The organism is Halobacillus sp. BBL2006, assembly GCF_000786645.1.
Lineage (GTDB): Bacteria > Bacillota > Bacilli > Bacillales > Halobacillaceae > Halobacillus.
Genome location: NZ_JRNX01000494.1, coordinates 1 through 15,473 on the forward strand (window position 1 = coordinate 1; position 15,473 = coordinate 15,473).

The window sequence follows — 15,473 nt, forward strand, 5'->3', positions numbered from 1 at the left end:
GTTCGGGTTAGCCATGTATGTGCTTTGATGAAGTCATCATACGAAGCTCTTTGCTATCTTCAGTAAGAATCTTATGATGTGTTTCCGTTTTCCAAACAACAGCAAGGAGGTCCGGGAAATTGCGAGACTCCTGTGGGAATAGAGTTCACCGAACTCCCACGGAAAGCGAGTGATTTCCCGGACCTCCTTTGCTTATCCAAAGTAACGGAAAACAGGAAAAACCTCGAAACTGAGTTTTCAACATTAGGAAGCTTTAATGGAGCAACAAAGATTAAGATGGCTTAACAAAAAAGAACCGCCCGCTGCGGTCCTTTTAGTTCACTGGCTTTTCATCCTCCATAAGAGCTGCCGTTTGTGTACTCATTGGTGAAATTTCGGTGTTCTGGTAATAGTGGTGAACAATGTCTTTATAGTTTTTTCCGGTCTTAGCCATTCCGTTTGCACCGTACTGACTCATACCTACTCCGTGGCCATAACCTTTTGTAGTGAAGATCACATGGCTTCCTTTTTGCTGGATTGTAAAATCGCTGGACGGTAAATTAAGTTTTTCCCGTATTTCTCTTCCAGAAAAGGTTTGGTCTCCAAATACGACTTTTTCGACCCTGTTTCCTTCTGTTTTCGTCATTTTAGTTTGACTAAGGTCCACACTCAAGTCTATGCCTAAAGCAGCCTGAAGTTCCTCTAATGAAACCACCTTCTGGTCAGTGAATTTCGGCGATGCTTGATCCCATGGACTCTCTACACTCTTCAAGTAGGGGATATTATCCTCCCAATAATCCTCAGCATTCTCCGTGTACCCGTTACTTGTTGAAAAAAATGCTGCTGTAATGGGTTGATGTTCATACGTAATGATTTCCCCTGATGTTGCCTTGACCGCTTGATTAATTTTCTCCATATTTGACGCATATTGATCTTGCCATTGTTGTCTCAGTTCCTGGTCATTTTTGTATACCTGGTGATTGACCGTATCGGTTACATCTGCTTGCTCCGAGACAGCGCTCTCCTGCACCATGTGACGAGTAATGTAGGTGCGGGCAGCCAGCGCCTGAGCTTTTAATGCTTCAAGTTCGAAATCTGCTGGCATCTCAGAGGCTACTACGCGAGCAACGTACGTTTCGAGAGGAACTTTCTCCACTTCTCCTGAATTACTCCTTAAAACACGGACGGAAAAGGACGATAAGTTCTCGGAAAGCTCCCCTGCACTGGCTTGAGAGCTTGGGGTTTCTTGTACTTCATTGACATCATTGGAACCGATGAATGGTACGACAATCATTGTAGGGATGATAAGTATAGCCGTAAACAGGCCACTTGCTACGATCAGTCCTAGCCATTTTTGTCTTTTCATTCGCACCCTCCTGGTCATATAGTAGATCCCTCTACTAAAATGTATCCATAAAGTGAAAATGATAGAACTAAAAAAGCTTGCCTGCTTCAATAAATTTTGAAACAGACAAGCTATAGAATGAGTATATTATAATGTCGAAACAGATTCGCTAGCTTCTCGCTCTTCGTTGTAAGATTCACCTTCAACAACACGTTCAATATCTGCACCTAATTGAGCAAGCTTTTCAGTAAAGTCCACATATCCGCGATCCAAATGCTTCAATTCGGTTACGCGTGTATATCCGTCAGCTACAAGACCAGCTAAAACTAAAGCTGCTCCAGCTCGTAAGTCTGTGGCTGCAACCTCTGCTCCTTGAAGAGCAGAAGGACCTTCTATGATAACACTGCGGCCTTCAATCTTCATATTCGCATTCATACGGCGAAACTCTTCTACATGCATAAAACGATTCTCAAATACAGTTTCCGTAATAACACTTGTACCTACTGCGTTAAGCATGAGAGCCATCATTTGAGATTGCATATCTGTTGGAAATCCTGGGTGAGGCATCGTTTTAATATCCGTAGCCTTCAACAAATCAGGACCAATGACACGCAAACCATCTTCCTCTTCTTTAATAATGACGCCCATTTCTTCCATTTTGGAAATAACAGAACGTAAGTGTTCAAACATTGCGCCTTTTACAAGTACATTTCCCCCTGTAATTGCAGCGGCTACCATAAAGGTACCAGCTTCAACACGGTCAGGGATGATCGTATGGGTCGCACCAACTAATTTTTCAACGCCTTCTATTCGGATCGTTTCTGTTCCGGCTCCGACGATCTTAGCGCCCATTTTATTTAAGTAGTTCGCTAAGTCTACAATCTCTGGTTCTTTAGCGCAATTTTCAAGAATTGTCTTTCCATCAGCTAGTGCCGCTGCCATCATGACATTCTCTGTTGCACCAACACTTGGAACGTCGAAATAAATTTTAGCGCCTTTTAAGCGACCTTTGACTTCTGCTTCAATGTAACCATTGCCAACTGTAACATCTGCCCCCATAGCTTCAAAGCCTTTCAGGTGTTGGTCTATAGGGCGAGAACCGATTGCACAGCCTCCTGGCAGGGCAACCTTAGCATGGCCATACCGGGCCAGAAGTGGTCCCAGTACGAGAACAGAAGCACGCATTTTACGAACATATTCTATTGGAGCTTCTGTAGATAACTCACCAGAAGCATCGACTGTTACTGTATTTCCATCAACATCTACGTCAGCGTTCATATGTCTAATTACTTCATTGATCGTATAGACATCTGCTAAAGCAGGTACTTCGTGCAAAACGCTTTTTCCTTCACTTGCAATTATACTTGCTGCGATGACAGGCAGTACGGCATTCTTGGCACCTTCAGCTTTCACGGTACCTTTCAGCTGCCTCCCACCACGGACGATGATTTTTTCCAAGGTTCATTCTCCTCCGCGTCCATATTCATTATTATTAATATTCAGCAGTAATAATGGGTGTGCCAATAGTGATGTTTGTCTTCCCGCCCAAAGTTCTAGAGGCGAACTGAACGTTCATGCTGTCACCAGCTGCAGGAAGCGCTTGTCCCCATTGGTTTGTGTAGCCAGTTCTGCTAGACCAGCCACGCTCGATTACTTTGTCTATTGTTAGAATGTTAAATGTCTGTTTGAATTTTTGATACACTAAAACATCATCTATAATACCACTAGACTCGGCCTTAATACAAGAGAAAATGGTGACATTTTCTTTGAAGAATCGACTTTTTACATCCAGTGGTTTAGACATGTTTTCTGGTGACATTGAAGATGTTCCCCGTCCTCTTGCTACATAAACCATTTCCGCTTTCATACTTTCATTCTTAGGTACAACCAAAATAAATGATTCGTTTGTCTCGGAATTTTTCTGAGTGTCTTTTATTATGAATTTCAATGAATTTGTCGATTCCTCTAACTTCACGTCAGGGTTAGAAAAGAAAGAAATAATTTCATTTTTTTGATCGACAAGATCCTTTCTATCAAGCGATTGCTTGATTGTAACACTCCAGTCTCTAACAGTTAGCTGCTCATCCTCAGCAAATGCTGCAAATTTCTCAACAGTTGTTTGACGGTTTGCAGACATTTCCTGTGGATAAGCACCTAGTAAGAAAATGATAATAGCAATAAGGACAGTTCCTGTAATCTTCATTTGAATGCCTCCCCAAGCATTGACTTACTATAAGTTTGACCTGAGAAGACCAGTCTCATACGATACAATTCCTAACAACATTAGACATTTGTGAATTCTAATTAAAACAAGTAAATTAAACTGTTCGACCATTCGATAAAATCTAAAAAGAAATTACTCACAGTCGTTCCTAAAGCGATTGTGATAAAGATAAGAAGTATCCTTGCCTCAAACACTCGATTTTTTCTAAAAAATGCATCAAAATTTACCGACTGCAGCACTCTCCATGTAATTACAATAAAAATCAAATGCGAGGTCATACTTAAAATAGCTTCTTCAGCAAAGTATTGATCCATGATGAACCCCTCTTCATAACAAGCAAAACAGACAAATGTATTATTCTGCTATACCTTTATATACCATTTTGAACTCATCTTTAAACAAAAGATGACTAGGAAATGAATTATTTCTCATTTCCCGGGCAATAATGACAAGATTTATTTCCATTTGCCGTATTTTGCTGACGTAATTTGTAATTCACAAAAAAACTGCTCTCAAGGATGAAAGCAGTTTAAAAGTTATTTTCGAATACATCCAAACGATTAATGGCTCGTTTGAGGGCCAATTCAGCCCGTTTGAAATCAATGTCGGCTTGTTTTTCTTGCAGGCGTCTTTCTGCACGTTCTTTTGCTTTTCGGGCACGATCAATATCAATTTCAGAAGGTTTTTCCGCTGACTGAGCTAGAATTGTGACTTTGTCAGGTCGAACTTCTAAAAAACCTCCACTGACTGCGATACGATCAGACTTGCCATCACCTTTCAAGCGAACCGCGCTGATTGTAAGTGGAGCTACTGTCGGAATGTGACCTGGTAATATACCAAGTTCTCCACTTTCAGCCTTACAACTAACCATTTCAAATGCATCTTCCAAAACCGGGCCATCAGGAGTGACAACACTCACCGTTAGTGTGCTCATATCCATTTCCTCCTTCGGCTATGGTGATGAGCCGGGGTTGATCCCGGCCATCACTTTAATACAAGACTCAAACGTTTATGCTCTTGTATAGCTAGCTCCAGCGCCCGGACACTCTTAACATCAGCAATTTCATAATGTGGCGAATAGTCCCATCACATGATCTCGCTTATGCGTGGCGTCAAATAGGTCGCTTTCACTTTTCGTTTTTTATTGCATTTGTTTTGATTTTTCAACAACTTCTTCAATACGCCCTACTAGTCGGAACGCATCTTCAGGAACGTCGTCATATTTACCGTCAAGGATTTCCTTAAAGCCTTTAACCGTTTCTGATACAGGTACATATGAACCTGGTTGACCCGTGAACTGTTCAGCTACGTGGAAGTTCTGTGATAAGAAGAATTGTACACGACGAGCACGTGCAACCGTCAACTTATCTTCATCAGAAAGTTCATCCATACCCAGGATGGCAATGATATCCTGAAGTTCTTTGTAACGTTGAAGTGTACGCTGTACCTCACGCGCTACTTCATAATGCTCTTCACCAACAATGTCTGGATCCAGGGCACGAGATGTAGAAGCGAGTGGATCCACGGCCGGGTAAATCCCTTGCTCAGAGAGCTTACGCTCAAGGTTAGTTGTCGCATCCAAGTGGGCGAACGTCGTTGCTGGTGCAGGGTCAGTATAGTCATCGGCAGGTACATAAATCGCCTGGATAGATGTAACTGAACCTTTGTCCGTAGACGTGATACGTTCCTGTAATTGTCCCATCTCTGTAGCAAGTGTCGGCTGATATCCAACAGCAGAAGGCATACGTCCTAGAAGGGCAGATACCTCTAGACCACCTTGCGTGAATCGGAAAATGTTATCGATGAAGAACAGTACATCCTGCCCCTGTTCATCACGGAAGTATTCAGCCATTGTGAGACCAGACAGGGCGACACGCATACGCGCTCCAGGCGGCTCGTTCATCTGACCAAACACCATCGCTGTTTTCTTAATTACGCCAGAGTCTGTCATTTCCCAATAGAGGTCGTTACCTTCACGTGTACGTTCACCAACACCGGCGAATACAGAAATACCACCGTGCTCTTGGGCGATGTTATTGATAAGCTCCTGGATCAATACGGTTTTACCAACACCGGCACCACCAAACAATCCAATTTTACCACCTTTAACATAAGGGGCAAGCAAGTCTACAACCTTGATTCCTGTTTCCAGAATCTCGGTTTCTGTAGCCAAGTTCTCAAATTTAGGTGCCTCGCGGTGAATTGGGTCACGACGGACATCATCACCAAGCGGCTCATCTAAATCAATGTTATTTCCTTCTACGTTGAAGACACGACCTAAAGTCACTTCACCTACAGGCACTGAAATCGGCTTTCCAGTATCTATTACTGTTGTGCCACGCATTACACCATCTGTAGATGACATGGCAACCGTACGAACCGTATTGTCACCTAAGTGCAGGGCAACTTCCAGTGTAAGGTCGACGCTTTTTTCGTTTTCTGTCTGCGCATTATAAACAACACGCAATGCGTTATTAATATCAGGGAGATGACCGTCTTCAAACGTTACGTCTACAACGGGTCCCATGATTTGAGTTACGCGTCCATTACTCATCAATTTCCCTCCTATCTAACTTTTCGAGTCAGAAATTACTACTCTAAGGCAGCTGCTCCGCCAACAATTTCAGTAATTTCCTGAGTGATTGCAGCTTGACGTGCGCGGTTATAAGAAAGTGTCAGATCACCAATGAGTTCATCAGCATTATCTGTGGCACTCTTCATAGCCGTCATACGCGCCGCGTGCTCACTAGCTTTTCCATCAAGTAAAGCTCCGTATATTAAACTCTCGGCGTATTGAGGTAATAATACATCCAAGATCTGCTCTTCATTGGGTTCGTATTCGTAAGAACCTGAAGCTGCCTTATCTTCACCTACATCATTTAGAGGAAGTACTTTTCTTTCCGTAACTTCCTGCGTGATCGCACTCACATAGTGATTGTAGTATAGATATAATTCATCGATTTCCTCATCCGTGAACATTTGAACCGTTTCGGAAGCGATATCTTTTATATCAGCAAAGTTCGGTTGATCGGATAGCCCGGTAATATCCTTATCCACTGGAATATTACGTTTACGGAAAAAGTCACGACCAATTCGACCGATGGTGATAATTCTATATTCATCAGCAGATGTATGCGTACGAATTTGTTGATAAACCTTACGCAAAATACTGCTATTGTAAGCACCTGCTAAACCTCTATCTGAAGTGATTACGAGATAGCCTCTACGCTTCACTTCACGAGCCTGGAGCATTGGATGTCTGCTGCTTGTACCTGCAGCAATATTCGTCACAACTTCTTGAATCTTATCGCTATAAGGCACGAACGCCTTTGCATTTTGCTCTGCGCGATTCAGTTTGGACGCTGATACCATTTCCATCGCTTTCGTAATCTGCTTCGTTTTCTTTGTAGAGGTAATCCGTCCTTTAATATCTCTAAGGGATGCCACGCTGTTTCACCACCCTTTCTAGCTGGTTCGTTCGGAGGACGTAAAACATTAGCTTGAGTCTCGGTTCTTACCGATTGGCGAACCATGTCGCTATACCCGCTAAGCAGTCGTCTCCGTACTTTTTATGCGGCTTTGAGGGGCAGACCTTTACGCCTTTAGGGGGTCACCACTGTAAAAGATTGCTTTACTGAGGTAATCCACTTATGCACGTTCGGCCTCCCAGCCCCACTCCGTTTTATTCAGAAACAACAAATGTTTTCTTAAATTCTTTAACAGCACCGCTCATGTCTTCATCATCAGCCAGTTTTCCAGTTTCTCGAATCTGGGATAGAAGATCCTTGCGGTTGTTATCTAACCAGTTGTGGAATTCAGACTCAAAGCGCGTGATATCTTCAACTGGAATTTCATCCAGGAATCCTTTAGTCAGCGCATAGATGATCATGACTTGTTTTTCAACAGCTAGCGGCTCGTGAAGACCTTGTTTCAGTACTTCTACTGTACGGGCACCACGATTCAGCTTAGCTTGTGTTGATTTATCCAGGTCTGATCCGAACTGTGCGAAAGCTTCTAGTTCACGGTAGGATGCTAAGTCAAGACGCAACGTACCGGCAACCTTCTTCATCGCTTTGATTTGTGCGGAACCACCAACACGGGATACGGATAGACCGGCGTTAATCGCTGGACGTACACCCGAGAAGAATAAATCAGATTGTAAGAAGATCTGTCCATCAGTGATGGAGATAACGTTGGTTGGGATGTAAGCAGAGATGTCACCCGCTTGCGTTTCTACGAACGGAAGGGCTGTTAGTGATCCCCCACCTTTAGCATCACTCAATTTAGCGGCACGCTCTAGCAAACGAGAGTGCAAGTAGAACACATCCCCCGGGAAGGCTTCACGACCTGGTGGACGACGAAGTAGCAGGGAAAGTTCACGGTAAGCAGCTGCCTGCTTAGAAAGGTCATCATATACAACAAGTACGTGCTTGCCGTTGTACATGAAATCTTCACCCAAAGATACTCCTGCATATGGAGCTAAGTAAAGAAGTGGAGCTGGCTGAGAAGCACTTGCCGTAACGACAATTGTGTAATCAAGCGCACCGTGACGACGGAGTGTTTCTACTGTTCCACGAACGGTAGATTCTTTTTGCCCAATCGCTACATAGATACAAATCATGTCTTGATCGTGCTGGTTAATAATCGCGTCAATCGCAACAGATGTTTTACCTGTTTGACGGTCTCCGATGATTAACTCACGTTGTCCACGTCCAATCGGAACAAGGGCGTCAATCGCCTTGATCCCTGTTTGAAGCGGCTCATCAACGGATTTACGATCCATAACACCTGGTGCAGGCGATTCAATTGGGCGAGTTCTTGTTGTTTCAACCGGACCCATTCCATCAACTGGCTGTCCAAGTGGATTGACAACACGTCCCAACATTTCTTCACCTACAGGAACCTGCATGATGCGTCCCGTACGACGAACTTCGTCGCCTTCTTTAATATCTGTGTATGGGCCAAGGATGACAAGACCTACATTATTTTCCTCTAAGTTTTGTGCTAGACCCATTACACCATTTGAAAATTCAACGAGCTCTCCAGCCATGACGTTGTCAAGACCATGAGCACGTGCGATACCGTCACCTACTTCGATAACTGTACCGACATCTTTGACTTCAATTTCAGTCTCATAGTTTTCAATTTGCTGCTTTATCAGCGCACTGATTTCTTCAGCTTTGATGCTCATGCTATTTCACCCCTATCATCTTTTATTCGATACTAGTTCACGTTCCATGCGGTTTAACTTGCCGCTTACTGAACCATCGAAAATGCGATTTCCTATTCTTACGCGAATACCGCCAAGCAAGGAAGAATCGATATTGTTTGTAATGTTCAAGGATTGTTTTCCTACTTTTGAAGCAAACGTTTTAGAAATTTGCTGCTTTTCTTTATCAGATAGTTTACGTACAGAGTAAACCGTAGCCTGCGCTACACCTTTTTGATCTGAGATTTTAGACATGTACTCTTCGATCACTTCAAGGATAATATCTTCTCTGTGACGATCCACGATAAGCTTTAACGTGTTCAACACCTCAGCTGATAACGCCTGAAATGATTTAGTTACGACACGTTTCTTCTCTGCAGTCGTAATCTTAGGATGTTTTAAGAATGTGTAAATAGAAGGATTCTCACGGAAAACTTCTCTTACAGTCTCTAATTCTTCTCCAATTTGATCGACCTTCAAATGATCTTCAGCGAGTTGAAAAAGGGCTTGCGCATAGCGCTTTGCAACGATAGAATTACTCATCGTTCTTCGCCCGCTTCATTGATGTATTGCTGGATTAAGTGATCTTGATCTTTTTCGGATAATTCTTTTTCGATAACTTTAGACGCAATCATAACAGACATGGAAGCAACTTGGTCTTTGAGTGACTGAATTGCTTTTTCCTTCTCTTGAACAATCTCTTGTTTAGCTGAGTCTTTCATTCGCTCTGCCTCTGTACGAGCGGATTGAATAATCGATTGTTCTTGTTGAGCAGCTGTTTGACGTGCATCCTCTATAATCTTTTGTGCATCTTGTCTTGTCTTTTTCAACTCTTCTGAAGCTTCACGTTGCATGCGTTGTGCTTCCTCACGGCTTTTTTCAGCTGTGTCTATTTCGTTGGAAATATAATCTTCACGCTCTTTCATCATATTCATGAAAGGACCCCAGGCAAATTTCTTAAGTAAAACCAAGAGGACAATGAATACAACTAACTGAACGAGCATATCTCCGATGTTAAGTCCGCCACCAGATCCTAGAACTAACATATTAGTAAAAGTTTGCACCTTGCTCACTCCTTTCGACGACCCTAAATGGGGCTATACATAACAAAAACCCGGCTTAAAGGTTTAAGTCGAAGTTTTAATTCTCTAAGAATGGGTAAATACTTTTTGGCTGATGTAGAGAAATGGCGAAGGAAACTTTCGCTTCGCCATCTCTTTTAGTAAAAACTTATTGACCCATTACGATAAATGCGATTACGACACCGATGATTGGAAGTGCCTCAACTAGTGCAACACCAATGAACATTGTTGTTTGAAGAACGCCTCGCAATTCTGGTTGACGAGCAATCCCTTCTACTGTTCTACCTACGATTAAACCGTTACCAATACCTGCACCTACTGCTGCAAGACCTACTGCAATTGCCGCTGCAATCAGACCCATGTTAAATTCCTCCTCAAATATATTAAAAAATTTGTTATTTATTAATGGTCAGAACTCACTTTGTGAGACATATAAACCATTGTCAACATTGTGAAAATAAATGCCTGAATAAAACCTACAAATGTACTAAATGCCTGCCAAGCTAACAACGGAATAACTCCGCCTAAGAATCCTAGGAAGCCGGCTGATGCTACTCCAGCTAACAGACCCAGCAAAATCTCACCTGCGTAAATGTTTCCGTAAAGTCGAAGACCTAGTGTCAACGTATTCGAAAACTCCTCGATAATCTTAAATGGGAGTAAAAATGGCAGTGGACGTGCGAAGTCTTTAGCGACCTCATTGCCCCCTCTCATCTTCACACCATAATAGTTGGTGAGGACGACTACCATAACAGCTAGCGTTAAGGTGATGCCCGGATCCGATGTCGGTGATTTCCACCATAGAACATCATGTGGCGCAAATATGGTGACTACCCCTAACATGTTAGAGACAAAGATATATGTGAAGAGAGTTAATCCTAATGGCAGAAATAGTCTCCCTACTTTCCAGTCCATATTTGAACCAATAATACCTTTTATAAAGTCGATGAGCCACTCCATAAAGTTTTGAAATCCTTTCGGACGTCGTTCCAAACCTCGCGTTGCTGCAACAGCAACAATAAAAACAATGACTGAAGCAATCAGTATCATTAATACGTTGGATAGGTTGAAATCTAACCAGTCAATACCAAGCGCATTCTCCAACATTGGTGCTTCGTGATTCATTTTGTTCACCTCTCTTCCATCGTGCTATTCTGTTAAGTGCTTCAACAGGTAGTCTATAAAAATGACAAAATAGGCTGTCATTAGGCCCAATACTACTGAAATAATGTGGAAATGTTCTTCGAATTGAAGTGCAATTACGGCTGCTAGAGCCCCTGTGGCTAATCGTGTAAACGTACCAATATTTGGTTTGCGTTTTTCCGAATTTGATGTGTCTGTGGAATGTTCACCTAGCTTGGAGATTTTCCTTTGCATTGTCCATAGGTTGTAAAAACTAAGGGTAGTTCCTAGTAGGAGTCCTAAGAAAACAGGTTTCCAAGGAGTAAACCCCCACCCCAAAACGAGCAAAGCTAAAAGGTAGAACATCCATTTCCGTTGGCGGGATATCATCTGTTGATAGTCTATCATGTTAATCGTCTCCCGAGTACGAGCGTACTAAATGAATAGTTCCATATGTACCTGCTCCTAATCCGAGGAAAAGTCCAATGATTAAGAATGTGGGTGCTGTGGAAAATTGGCTATCGACCCACTTCCCAATAAATACCCCGGCTAAAGGTCCGCCGGCTAGTTGGGAAACGATCGCGCTCGTAAGCGCCATAGCCTGGAATGGTGGCTTGTAACGTTTCATTTTTTTCACTCTCACTTTTAAGGCAGGGAAAAGTGGATAAAACCTTTTATTTCCCTTATATGAAAACCTTATCATTCCACCCTATGTAAGAATACAATAGGGGTCATATGATGTCAATGAGTTTGTGAGCAAAAATACAAATGTATGACACTTTTCGATCACATTTTCGTCACATTTTTTAAATTGCTAAAAACACAGAATTTCTGAAAAAAACTTACTAAACAGCTCACCTCAGGTCTCCCATAATTTGGATGACCTGAGGCGTGTTTGTTTGCTGCTCAATCACTGAATCGGATCGGGAAAGTGTACGTTTCATTTTTACCTTTGACTTGAACATTTACAGTAGCTAGATACGGCCCTGCAAGATCACTTGAAGTCCTTTGTATCTCTCCTTCAACAAGTCCCGCTTCAGGCTTGTCGATCTTCATTAACTGTCCTTGATATAACATCGTTCCCGCACGGTACAAGTCCACGGTCACTTTGTCGACCTCCTCCGTTAAATGGAATCGGTAGGATAACGTTCTTTCCCTCCCAGTGCTTTGAGTGAGTTCAAAGCCTGTCACTTTCGCGTATTCAGCATCTTCCTTCATATATAAGTAAGGGATCTGATATTGGGCACCGTTACTTTCAAGCTTTAAGTAACCTTCATGAACACCCGGCTTGACGAAAGCCTTGGACAATTGAATTTCTACATTCGCCGTTTTTGTTTCTCCAGGAGCTAAGGAAATGACAGAAGGGACACGCCAAGACACTCCTGGCTGCAGGCTCGGCCGCTCAATATAAATTTCCTGTTGCTTTTCTGTCGGATTTTTCACCTTTATCGGTAATTGTTTTCTAAAGAATCTATCTCCAATGCGTCCGAACTCCAGGGCCCCTGATTCTATTAAAAGCTCAGGTTGAATGGATTCCACTATATCTAACATCCCATTCCCCTGTTCCGTAGGCTGATAAAGATTTTCCTCCTGTGTCATCAAATCAGCTGAACTTAACAAAGCTGCCTTCACCTCTTGTGGAGTCCAATCGGGATGGGCTTCAAGGATTAAGGCGGCAACACCGGCGACATGAGGAGCGGCCATACTTGTTCCTTGAAGAGGTTGATAGCCTCCTGGCACAGTACTTACGATGTTAACCCCTGGGGCAACTAAGTCTGGCTTTACCTCCCAACTCGTTGTCACTGGTCCTCGTGAACTAAACGGAGCAATCTCTTCTTTTGCTTGGGACATTAGGGTTTCCACCCATTGCCCTGCTTCTCCCCCCTCGTTCAACAACCATTCCCCATCATCCCTAGAAACAGCAGCGACAGGGATAGGTATGTTCCCTTCAAGTGCTCCTTGAAAAATACCCTCATCATTATTATAAATAACAACGGCTACCGCCCCTGCTTGAAAAGCTTTGATTGCTTTTTCCGTAAAGGATATGTCTCCTCTTTCGAATACAACAATTTTTCCCCTTGCCTCTTGTAACTCATCATGTCCTTTCCCGGCCTTGATCAGTGGATATTTTTTAGATAATTCCCACGGGACTGACCCTAACATAACTTGAACAGGAATATGACGCCGTTCTCCAGGAATCGATAAAAGAGGCACTTCGTCCGGCACGGAAGAGGCTCCTACCGTAATCGCCTTTGATGAAGTAGCCGGAGAACCTACCGTCCAGGAATCCGGCCCGGAGTTACCTGCTGCTACAACTACTGTCGTACCGAGTTCAACAGCCTTATTAACTGCATGGGATGTAGGCCAATCTGGACCATTCACATCATTCCCCAGGGAAAGATTGATGACATCCATCCCGTCCTCTACCGCTTCTTCGATAGCTGCAATGACCTGGACAGATGATCCCATTCCGCCTGGCCCAAGAGCTCGATAGGCATACAATTCAGCACCCGGCGCTATTCCTTTCATTTGCCCATCCGCTGCAATCACCCCAGCTACATGAGTTCCGTGAAGTGTCTCGCCTTCCCCTTGTGTTTCCATCGGATCATCATCAAAATCAACTGTATCAAATCCTCCCTTGTAAGATCCTTCCAGATCTGGATGAGAGTAGTCCACTCCTGTATCGATCACCCCTACCTTTACACCCTTACCTGTGAATGGGAGATCATATCGTTCCCGAATCCAATCCGTAGAAAAGGAAGGCAGTTCTTCCTTCAATGTTTTGTAAGTCTGAACTGGATATTGCTGTATGACGGTATCTAATCGTGCTAACTTCTCCAGCTCTCCCGCTGTTCCTTTGATCGCTACACCTTTGAAAATCGTATCGTACTTGGCAACAACCTCTAATCTGGGAATTCTCGTTTCTATACGATCCACGAAATTCTCTACCGATTGATCTACCTCTACAATAATGGTGACTTTTTCTGTGGCTTCAGGAGCTTTAAAACCTGAGCATAACAGCACCATACATAGACACAAAACCGCTTTATGCATAACCAGACCTCTTTTTTGTGCTTAGTTTGTGATGATGAAGAATAGCTATGCACTCATAAAAAAAGTCAAGCCTCTCGATCGGCTTGACTTTTTCTCCTATTCAATTTCAAATGGAGCTGGTTTATCCTCACGGCGTTTGAAGAAATAACGGATCGCTTCAGCTATTCGAGCAGAGGCTTGTCCATCTCCGTAGGGGTTTGACGCTTTGGCCATTTCCTGATGCTTGCTATCGTCAGATAAAAGCTCATGCGCTAAATGGAAAATATGGTCCTCTTCTGTTCCAGCGAGTTTCAAAGTACCAGCTTCAATTCCTTCCGGACGTTCTGTCGTATCACGAAGTACTAATACTGGAACACCAAGAGAAGGGGCTTCTTCTTGAACTCCGCCTGAATCCGTCAAAATCAAGTAAGCACGAGAGGCAAAGTTATGAAAATCAATGACATCAAGCGGGTCGATAAGCTTAATGCGATCATCATCTCCAAGAATTTCGTCTGCTGTCTCTTTCACGACAGGATTTAGGTGGACAGGATAAACAACTTGAATATCTTCATGTTCTTGAACGAGTCGTTTAATGGCTCTGAACATCTGCCTCATATTTTCACCTAAGTTTTCACGGCGGTGAGCAGTCATAAGAACAAGACGCTTGTCTCCGACTTCCTTTAGAACTTCAGAAGTATATTCTTCGTTAACAGTCGTTTGCAACGCATCAATCGCTGTGTTTCCTGTTACGAAAATATGATCTTCCGGTTTGTTTTCAGCAAGCAAATTATCTCTAGACTTGTTCGTTGGTGCGAAATGAAGATCCGCCATAACTCCAGTAAGTTGACGATTCATTTCTTCAGGGTAAGGAGAATATTTATTCCAAGTTCTAAGCCCAGCTTCGACATGGCCGACAGGAATTTGATTATAATAAGCCGCCAATGATGCAGCGAATGTCGTAGTTGTATCTCCATGAACCAATACGACATCAGGCTTGGTTTCTTTCATCACTCCGTCCAATCCTTCAAGTGCACGAGTAGTGACTTGAGCCAGGGTTTGGCGTGATTTCATAATATCCAAATCGAAGTCCGGTTCAATATCGAAAATGGATAACACTTGATCCAGCATTTCTCGGTGTTGGGCAGTCACAGCCACAATAGGTTGAAATTGCTCTGGACGTTGTTTTAGTTCCAGCACAAGGGGGGCCATTTTGATGGCTTCCGGCCTTGTACCGAAGATCGTCATAACTTTTATTGGTTCCGACACTGATTGGCCTCCTCAAAAAAGGGGTTTTATTTATTATAGAAGCTATTGCTGCAACGGTTGCTCCCACTTTTAATCTTATTTTGTACCGTACAAGCGGTCGCCGGCGTCACCCAGGCCAGGAACGATGTATCCTTTTTCATTCAACTTTTCGTCGAGTGCAGCCAGATAAATATCTACATCAGGGTGCTCTTGTTGAACAGCTTCCACACCTTC

Annotated in this window: 17 protein-coding genes; all 17 read right to left on the reverse strand. The window is 43.1% G+C overall.

Going from position 1 to position 15,473, the window contains the following annotated elements; translation table 11 throughout:
* Positions 1-313: 313 nt before the first annotated feature.
* Positions 314-1,345 (reverse strand): stage II sporulation protein D, encoded by a 1,032-nt coding sequence (gene spoIID, locus LD39_RS14570; protein WP_035548608.1) that lies wholly within the window; start codon positions 1,343-1,345, stop codon positions 314-316.
* A 126-nt stretch (positions 1,346-1,471) separates the two neighbouring features.
* Positions 1,472-2,782 carry a UDP-N-acetylglucosamine 1-carboxyvinyltransferase gene (gene murA / locus LD39_RS14575; RefSeq protein ID WP_035548611.1) on the reverse strand — a complete coding sequence of 437 codons (1,311 nt, stop codon included), beginning with the start codon at positions 2,780-2,782 and terminating at the stop codon, positions 1,472-1,474.
* Positions 2,783-2,816: 34 nt separating this feature from the next.
* Complete coding sequence (locus tag LD39_RS14580; RefSeq protein WP_035548614.1) at positions 2,817-3,527, reverse strand: YwmB family TATA-box binding protein; 711 nt, start codon at positions 3,525-3,527, stop codon at positions 2,817-2,819.
* A gap of 101 nt (positions 3,528-3,628) precedes the next feature.
* Complete coding sequence (locus tag LD39_RS14585) at positions 3,629-3,862, reverse strand: DUF1146 family protein (protein ID WP_035548616.1); 234 nt, start codon at positions 3,860-3,862, stop codon at positions 3,629-3,631.
* 215 nt (positions 3,863-4,077) lie between these two features.
* Positions 4,078-4,482 carry a F0F1 ATP synthase subunit epsilon gene (locus LD39_RS14590; RefSeq protein WP_035548619.1) on the reverse strand — a complete coding sequence of 135 codons (405 nt, stop codon included), beginning with the start codon at positions 4,480-4,482 and terminating at the stop codon, positions 4,078-4,080.
* 207 nt (positions 4,483-4,689) lie between these two features.
* The gene (atpD, locus tag LD39_RS14595) at positions 4,690-6,102 is read right to left on the reverse strand and encodes a F0F1 ATP synthase subunit beta (RefSeq protein ID WP_035548622.1); all 1,413 of its coding nucleotides are present in this window, start codon (positions 6,100-6,102) and stop codon (positions 4,690-4,692) included.
* Positions 6,103-6,140: 38 nt separating this feature from the next.
* Positions 6,141-6,995, reverse strand: coding sequence for an ATP synthase F1 subunit gamma (atpG, locus tag LD39_RS14600; protein WP_035548625.1), 855 nt, complete (start codon positions 6,993-6,995; stop codon positions 6,141-6,143).
* Positions 6,996-7,230: 235 nt separating this feature from the next.
* Complete coding sequence (atpA, locus tag LD39_RS14605; RefSeq protein WP_035548628.1) at positions 7,231-8,739, reverse strand: F0F1 ATP synthase subunit alpha; 1,509 nt, start codon at positions 8,737-8,739, stop codon at positions 7,231-7,233.
* 15 nt (positions 8,740-8,754) lie between these two features.
* Positions 8,755-9,300: a F0F1 ATP synthase subunit delta gene (locus LD39_RS14610; protein WP_035548631.1), complete on the reverse strand. Its 546-nt coding sequence runs from the start codon at positions 9,298-9,300 to the stop codon at positions 8,755-8,757.
* Positions 9,297-9,821 (reverse strand): F0F1 ATP synthase subunit B, encoded by a 525-nt coding sequence (locus tag LD39_RS14615; RefSeq protein ID WP_035548634.1) that lies wholly within the window; start codon positions 9,819-9,821, stop codon positions 9,297-9,299. Before LD39_RS14615 ends, LD39_RS14610 begins: the two co-directional genes overlap by 4 nt.
* A 166-nt stretch (positions 9,822-9,987) precedes the next feature.
* Positions 9,988-10,200, reverse strand: a complete 213-nt coding sequence (atpE, locus tag LD39_RS14620) for a F0F1 ATP synthase subunit C (protein ID WP_035548636.1) — start codon at positions 10,198-10,200, stop codon at positions 9,988-9,990.
* Between the two features lie 41 nt (positions 10,201-10,241).
* Positions 10,242-10,964, reverse strand: a complete 723-nt coding sequence (gene atpB, locus LD39_RS14625; RefSeq protein ID WP_035548640.1) for a F0F1 ATP synthase subunit A — start codon at positions 10,962-10,964, stop codon at positions 10,242-10,244.
* Positions 10,965-10,988: 24 nt separating this feature from the next.
* On the reverse strand, positions 10,989-11,369 hold the full coding sequence (locus LD39_RS14630) for an ATP synthase subunit I (protein WP_035548644.1): 381 nt from the start codon (positions 11,367-11,369) through the stop codon (positions 10,989-10,991).
* A 1-nt stretch (position 11,370) separates the two neighbouring features.
* Positions 11,371-11,589, reverse strand: a complete 219-nt coding sequence (locus LD39_RS14635; protein WP_035548655.1) for an AtpZ/AtpI family protein — start codon at positions 11,587-11,589, stop codon at positions 11,371-11,373.
* Positions 11,590-11,867: 278 nt separating this feature from the next.
* A complete protein-coding gene (locus LD39_RS14640) occupies positions 11,868-14,015 on the reverse strand; it encodes a S8 family serine peptidase (protein ID WP_035548647.1) in 2,148 nt (715 codons plus the stop codon).
* Between the two features lie 96 nt (positions 14,016-14,111).
* Complete coding sequence (wecB, locus tag LD39_RS14645) at positions 14,112-15,260, reverse strand: non-hydrolyzing UDP-N-acetylglucosamine 2-epimerase (protein WP_035548649.1); 1,149 nt, start codon at positions 15,258-15,260, stop codon at positions 14,112-14,114.
* A gap of 75 nt (positions 15,261-15,335) precedes the next feature.
* Positions 15,336-15,473, reverse strand: a 138-nt coding sequence (locus tag LD39_RS14650; protein WP_035548652.1) for a uracil phosphoribosyltransferase, incomplete at its 5' end; no start/stop codon positions are given.

Bases quoted from the DNA above. Each gene is read 5' to 3' on its own strand.
- spoIID (WP_035548608.1), bottom strand. From the start codon at position 1,345: ATGAAAAGACAAAAATGGCTAGGACTGATCGTAGCAAGTGGCCTGTTT.
- LD39_RS14580 (WP_035548614.1), bottom strand. From the start codon at position 3,527: ATGAAGATTACAGGAACTGTCCTTATTGCTATTATCATTTTCTTACTA.
- LD39_RS14585 (WP_035548616.1), bottom strand. From the start codon at position 3,862: ATGGATCAATACTTTGCTGAAGAAGCTATTTTAAGTATGACCTCGCAT.
- LD39_RS14590 (WP_035548619.1), bottom strand. From the start codon at position 4,482: ATGAGCACACTAACGGTGAGTGTTGTCACTCCTGATGGCCCGGTTTTG.
- atpD (WP_035548622.1), bottom strand. From the start codon at position 6,102: ATGAGTAATGGACGCGTAACTCAAATCATGGGACCCGTTGTAGACGTA.
- atpA (WP_035548628.1), bottom strand. From the start codon at position 8,739: ATGAGCATCAAAGCTGAAGAAATCAGTGCGCTGATAAAGCAGCAAATT.
- LD39_RS14610 (WP_035548631.1), bottom strand. From the start codon at position 9,300: ATGAGTAATTCTATCGTTGCAAAGCGCTATGCGCAAGCCCTTTTTCAA.
- atpE (WP_035548636.1), bottom strand. From the start codon at position 10,200: ATGGGTCTGATTGCAGCGGCAATTGCAGTAGGTCTTGCAGCAGTAGGT.
- atpB (WP_035548640.1), bottom strand. From the start codon at position 10,964: ATGAATCACGAAGCACCAATGTTGGAGAATGCGCTTGGTATTGACTGG.
- LD39_RS14630 (WP_035548644.1), bottom strand. From the start codon at position 11,369: ATGATAGACTATCAACAGATGATATCCCGCCAACGGAAATGGATGTTC.
- LD39_RS14635 (WP_035548655.1), bottom strand. From the start codon at position 11,589: ATGAAACGTTACAAGCCACCATTCCAGGCTATGGCGCTTACGAGCGCG.
- LD39_RS14640 (WP_035548647.1), bottom strand. From the start codon at position 14,015: ATGCATAAAGCGGTTTTGTGTCTATGTATGGTGCTGTTATGCTCAGGT.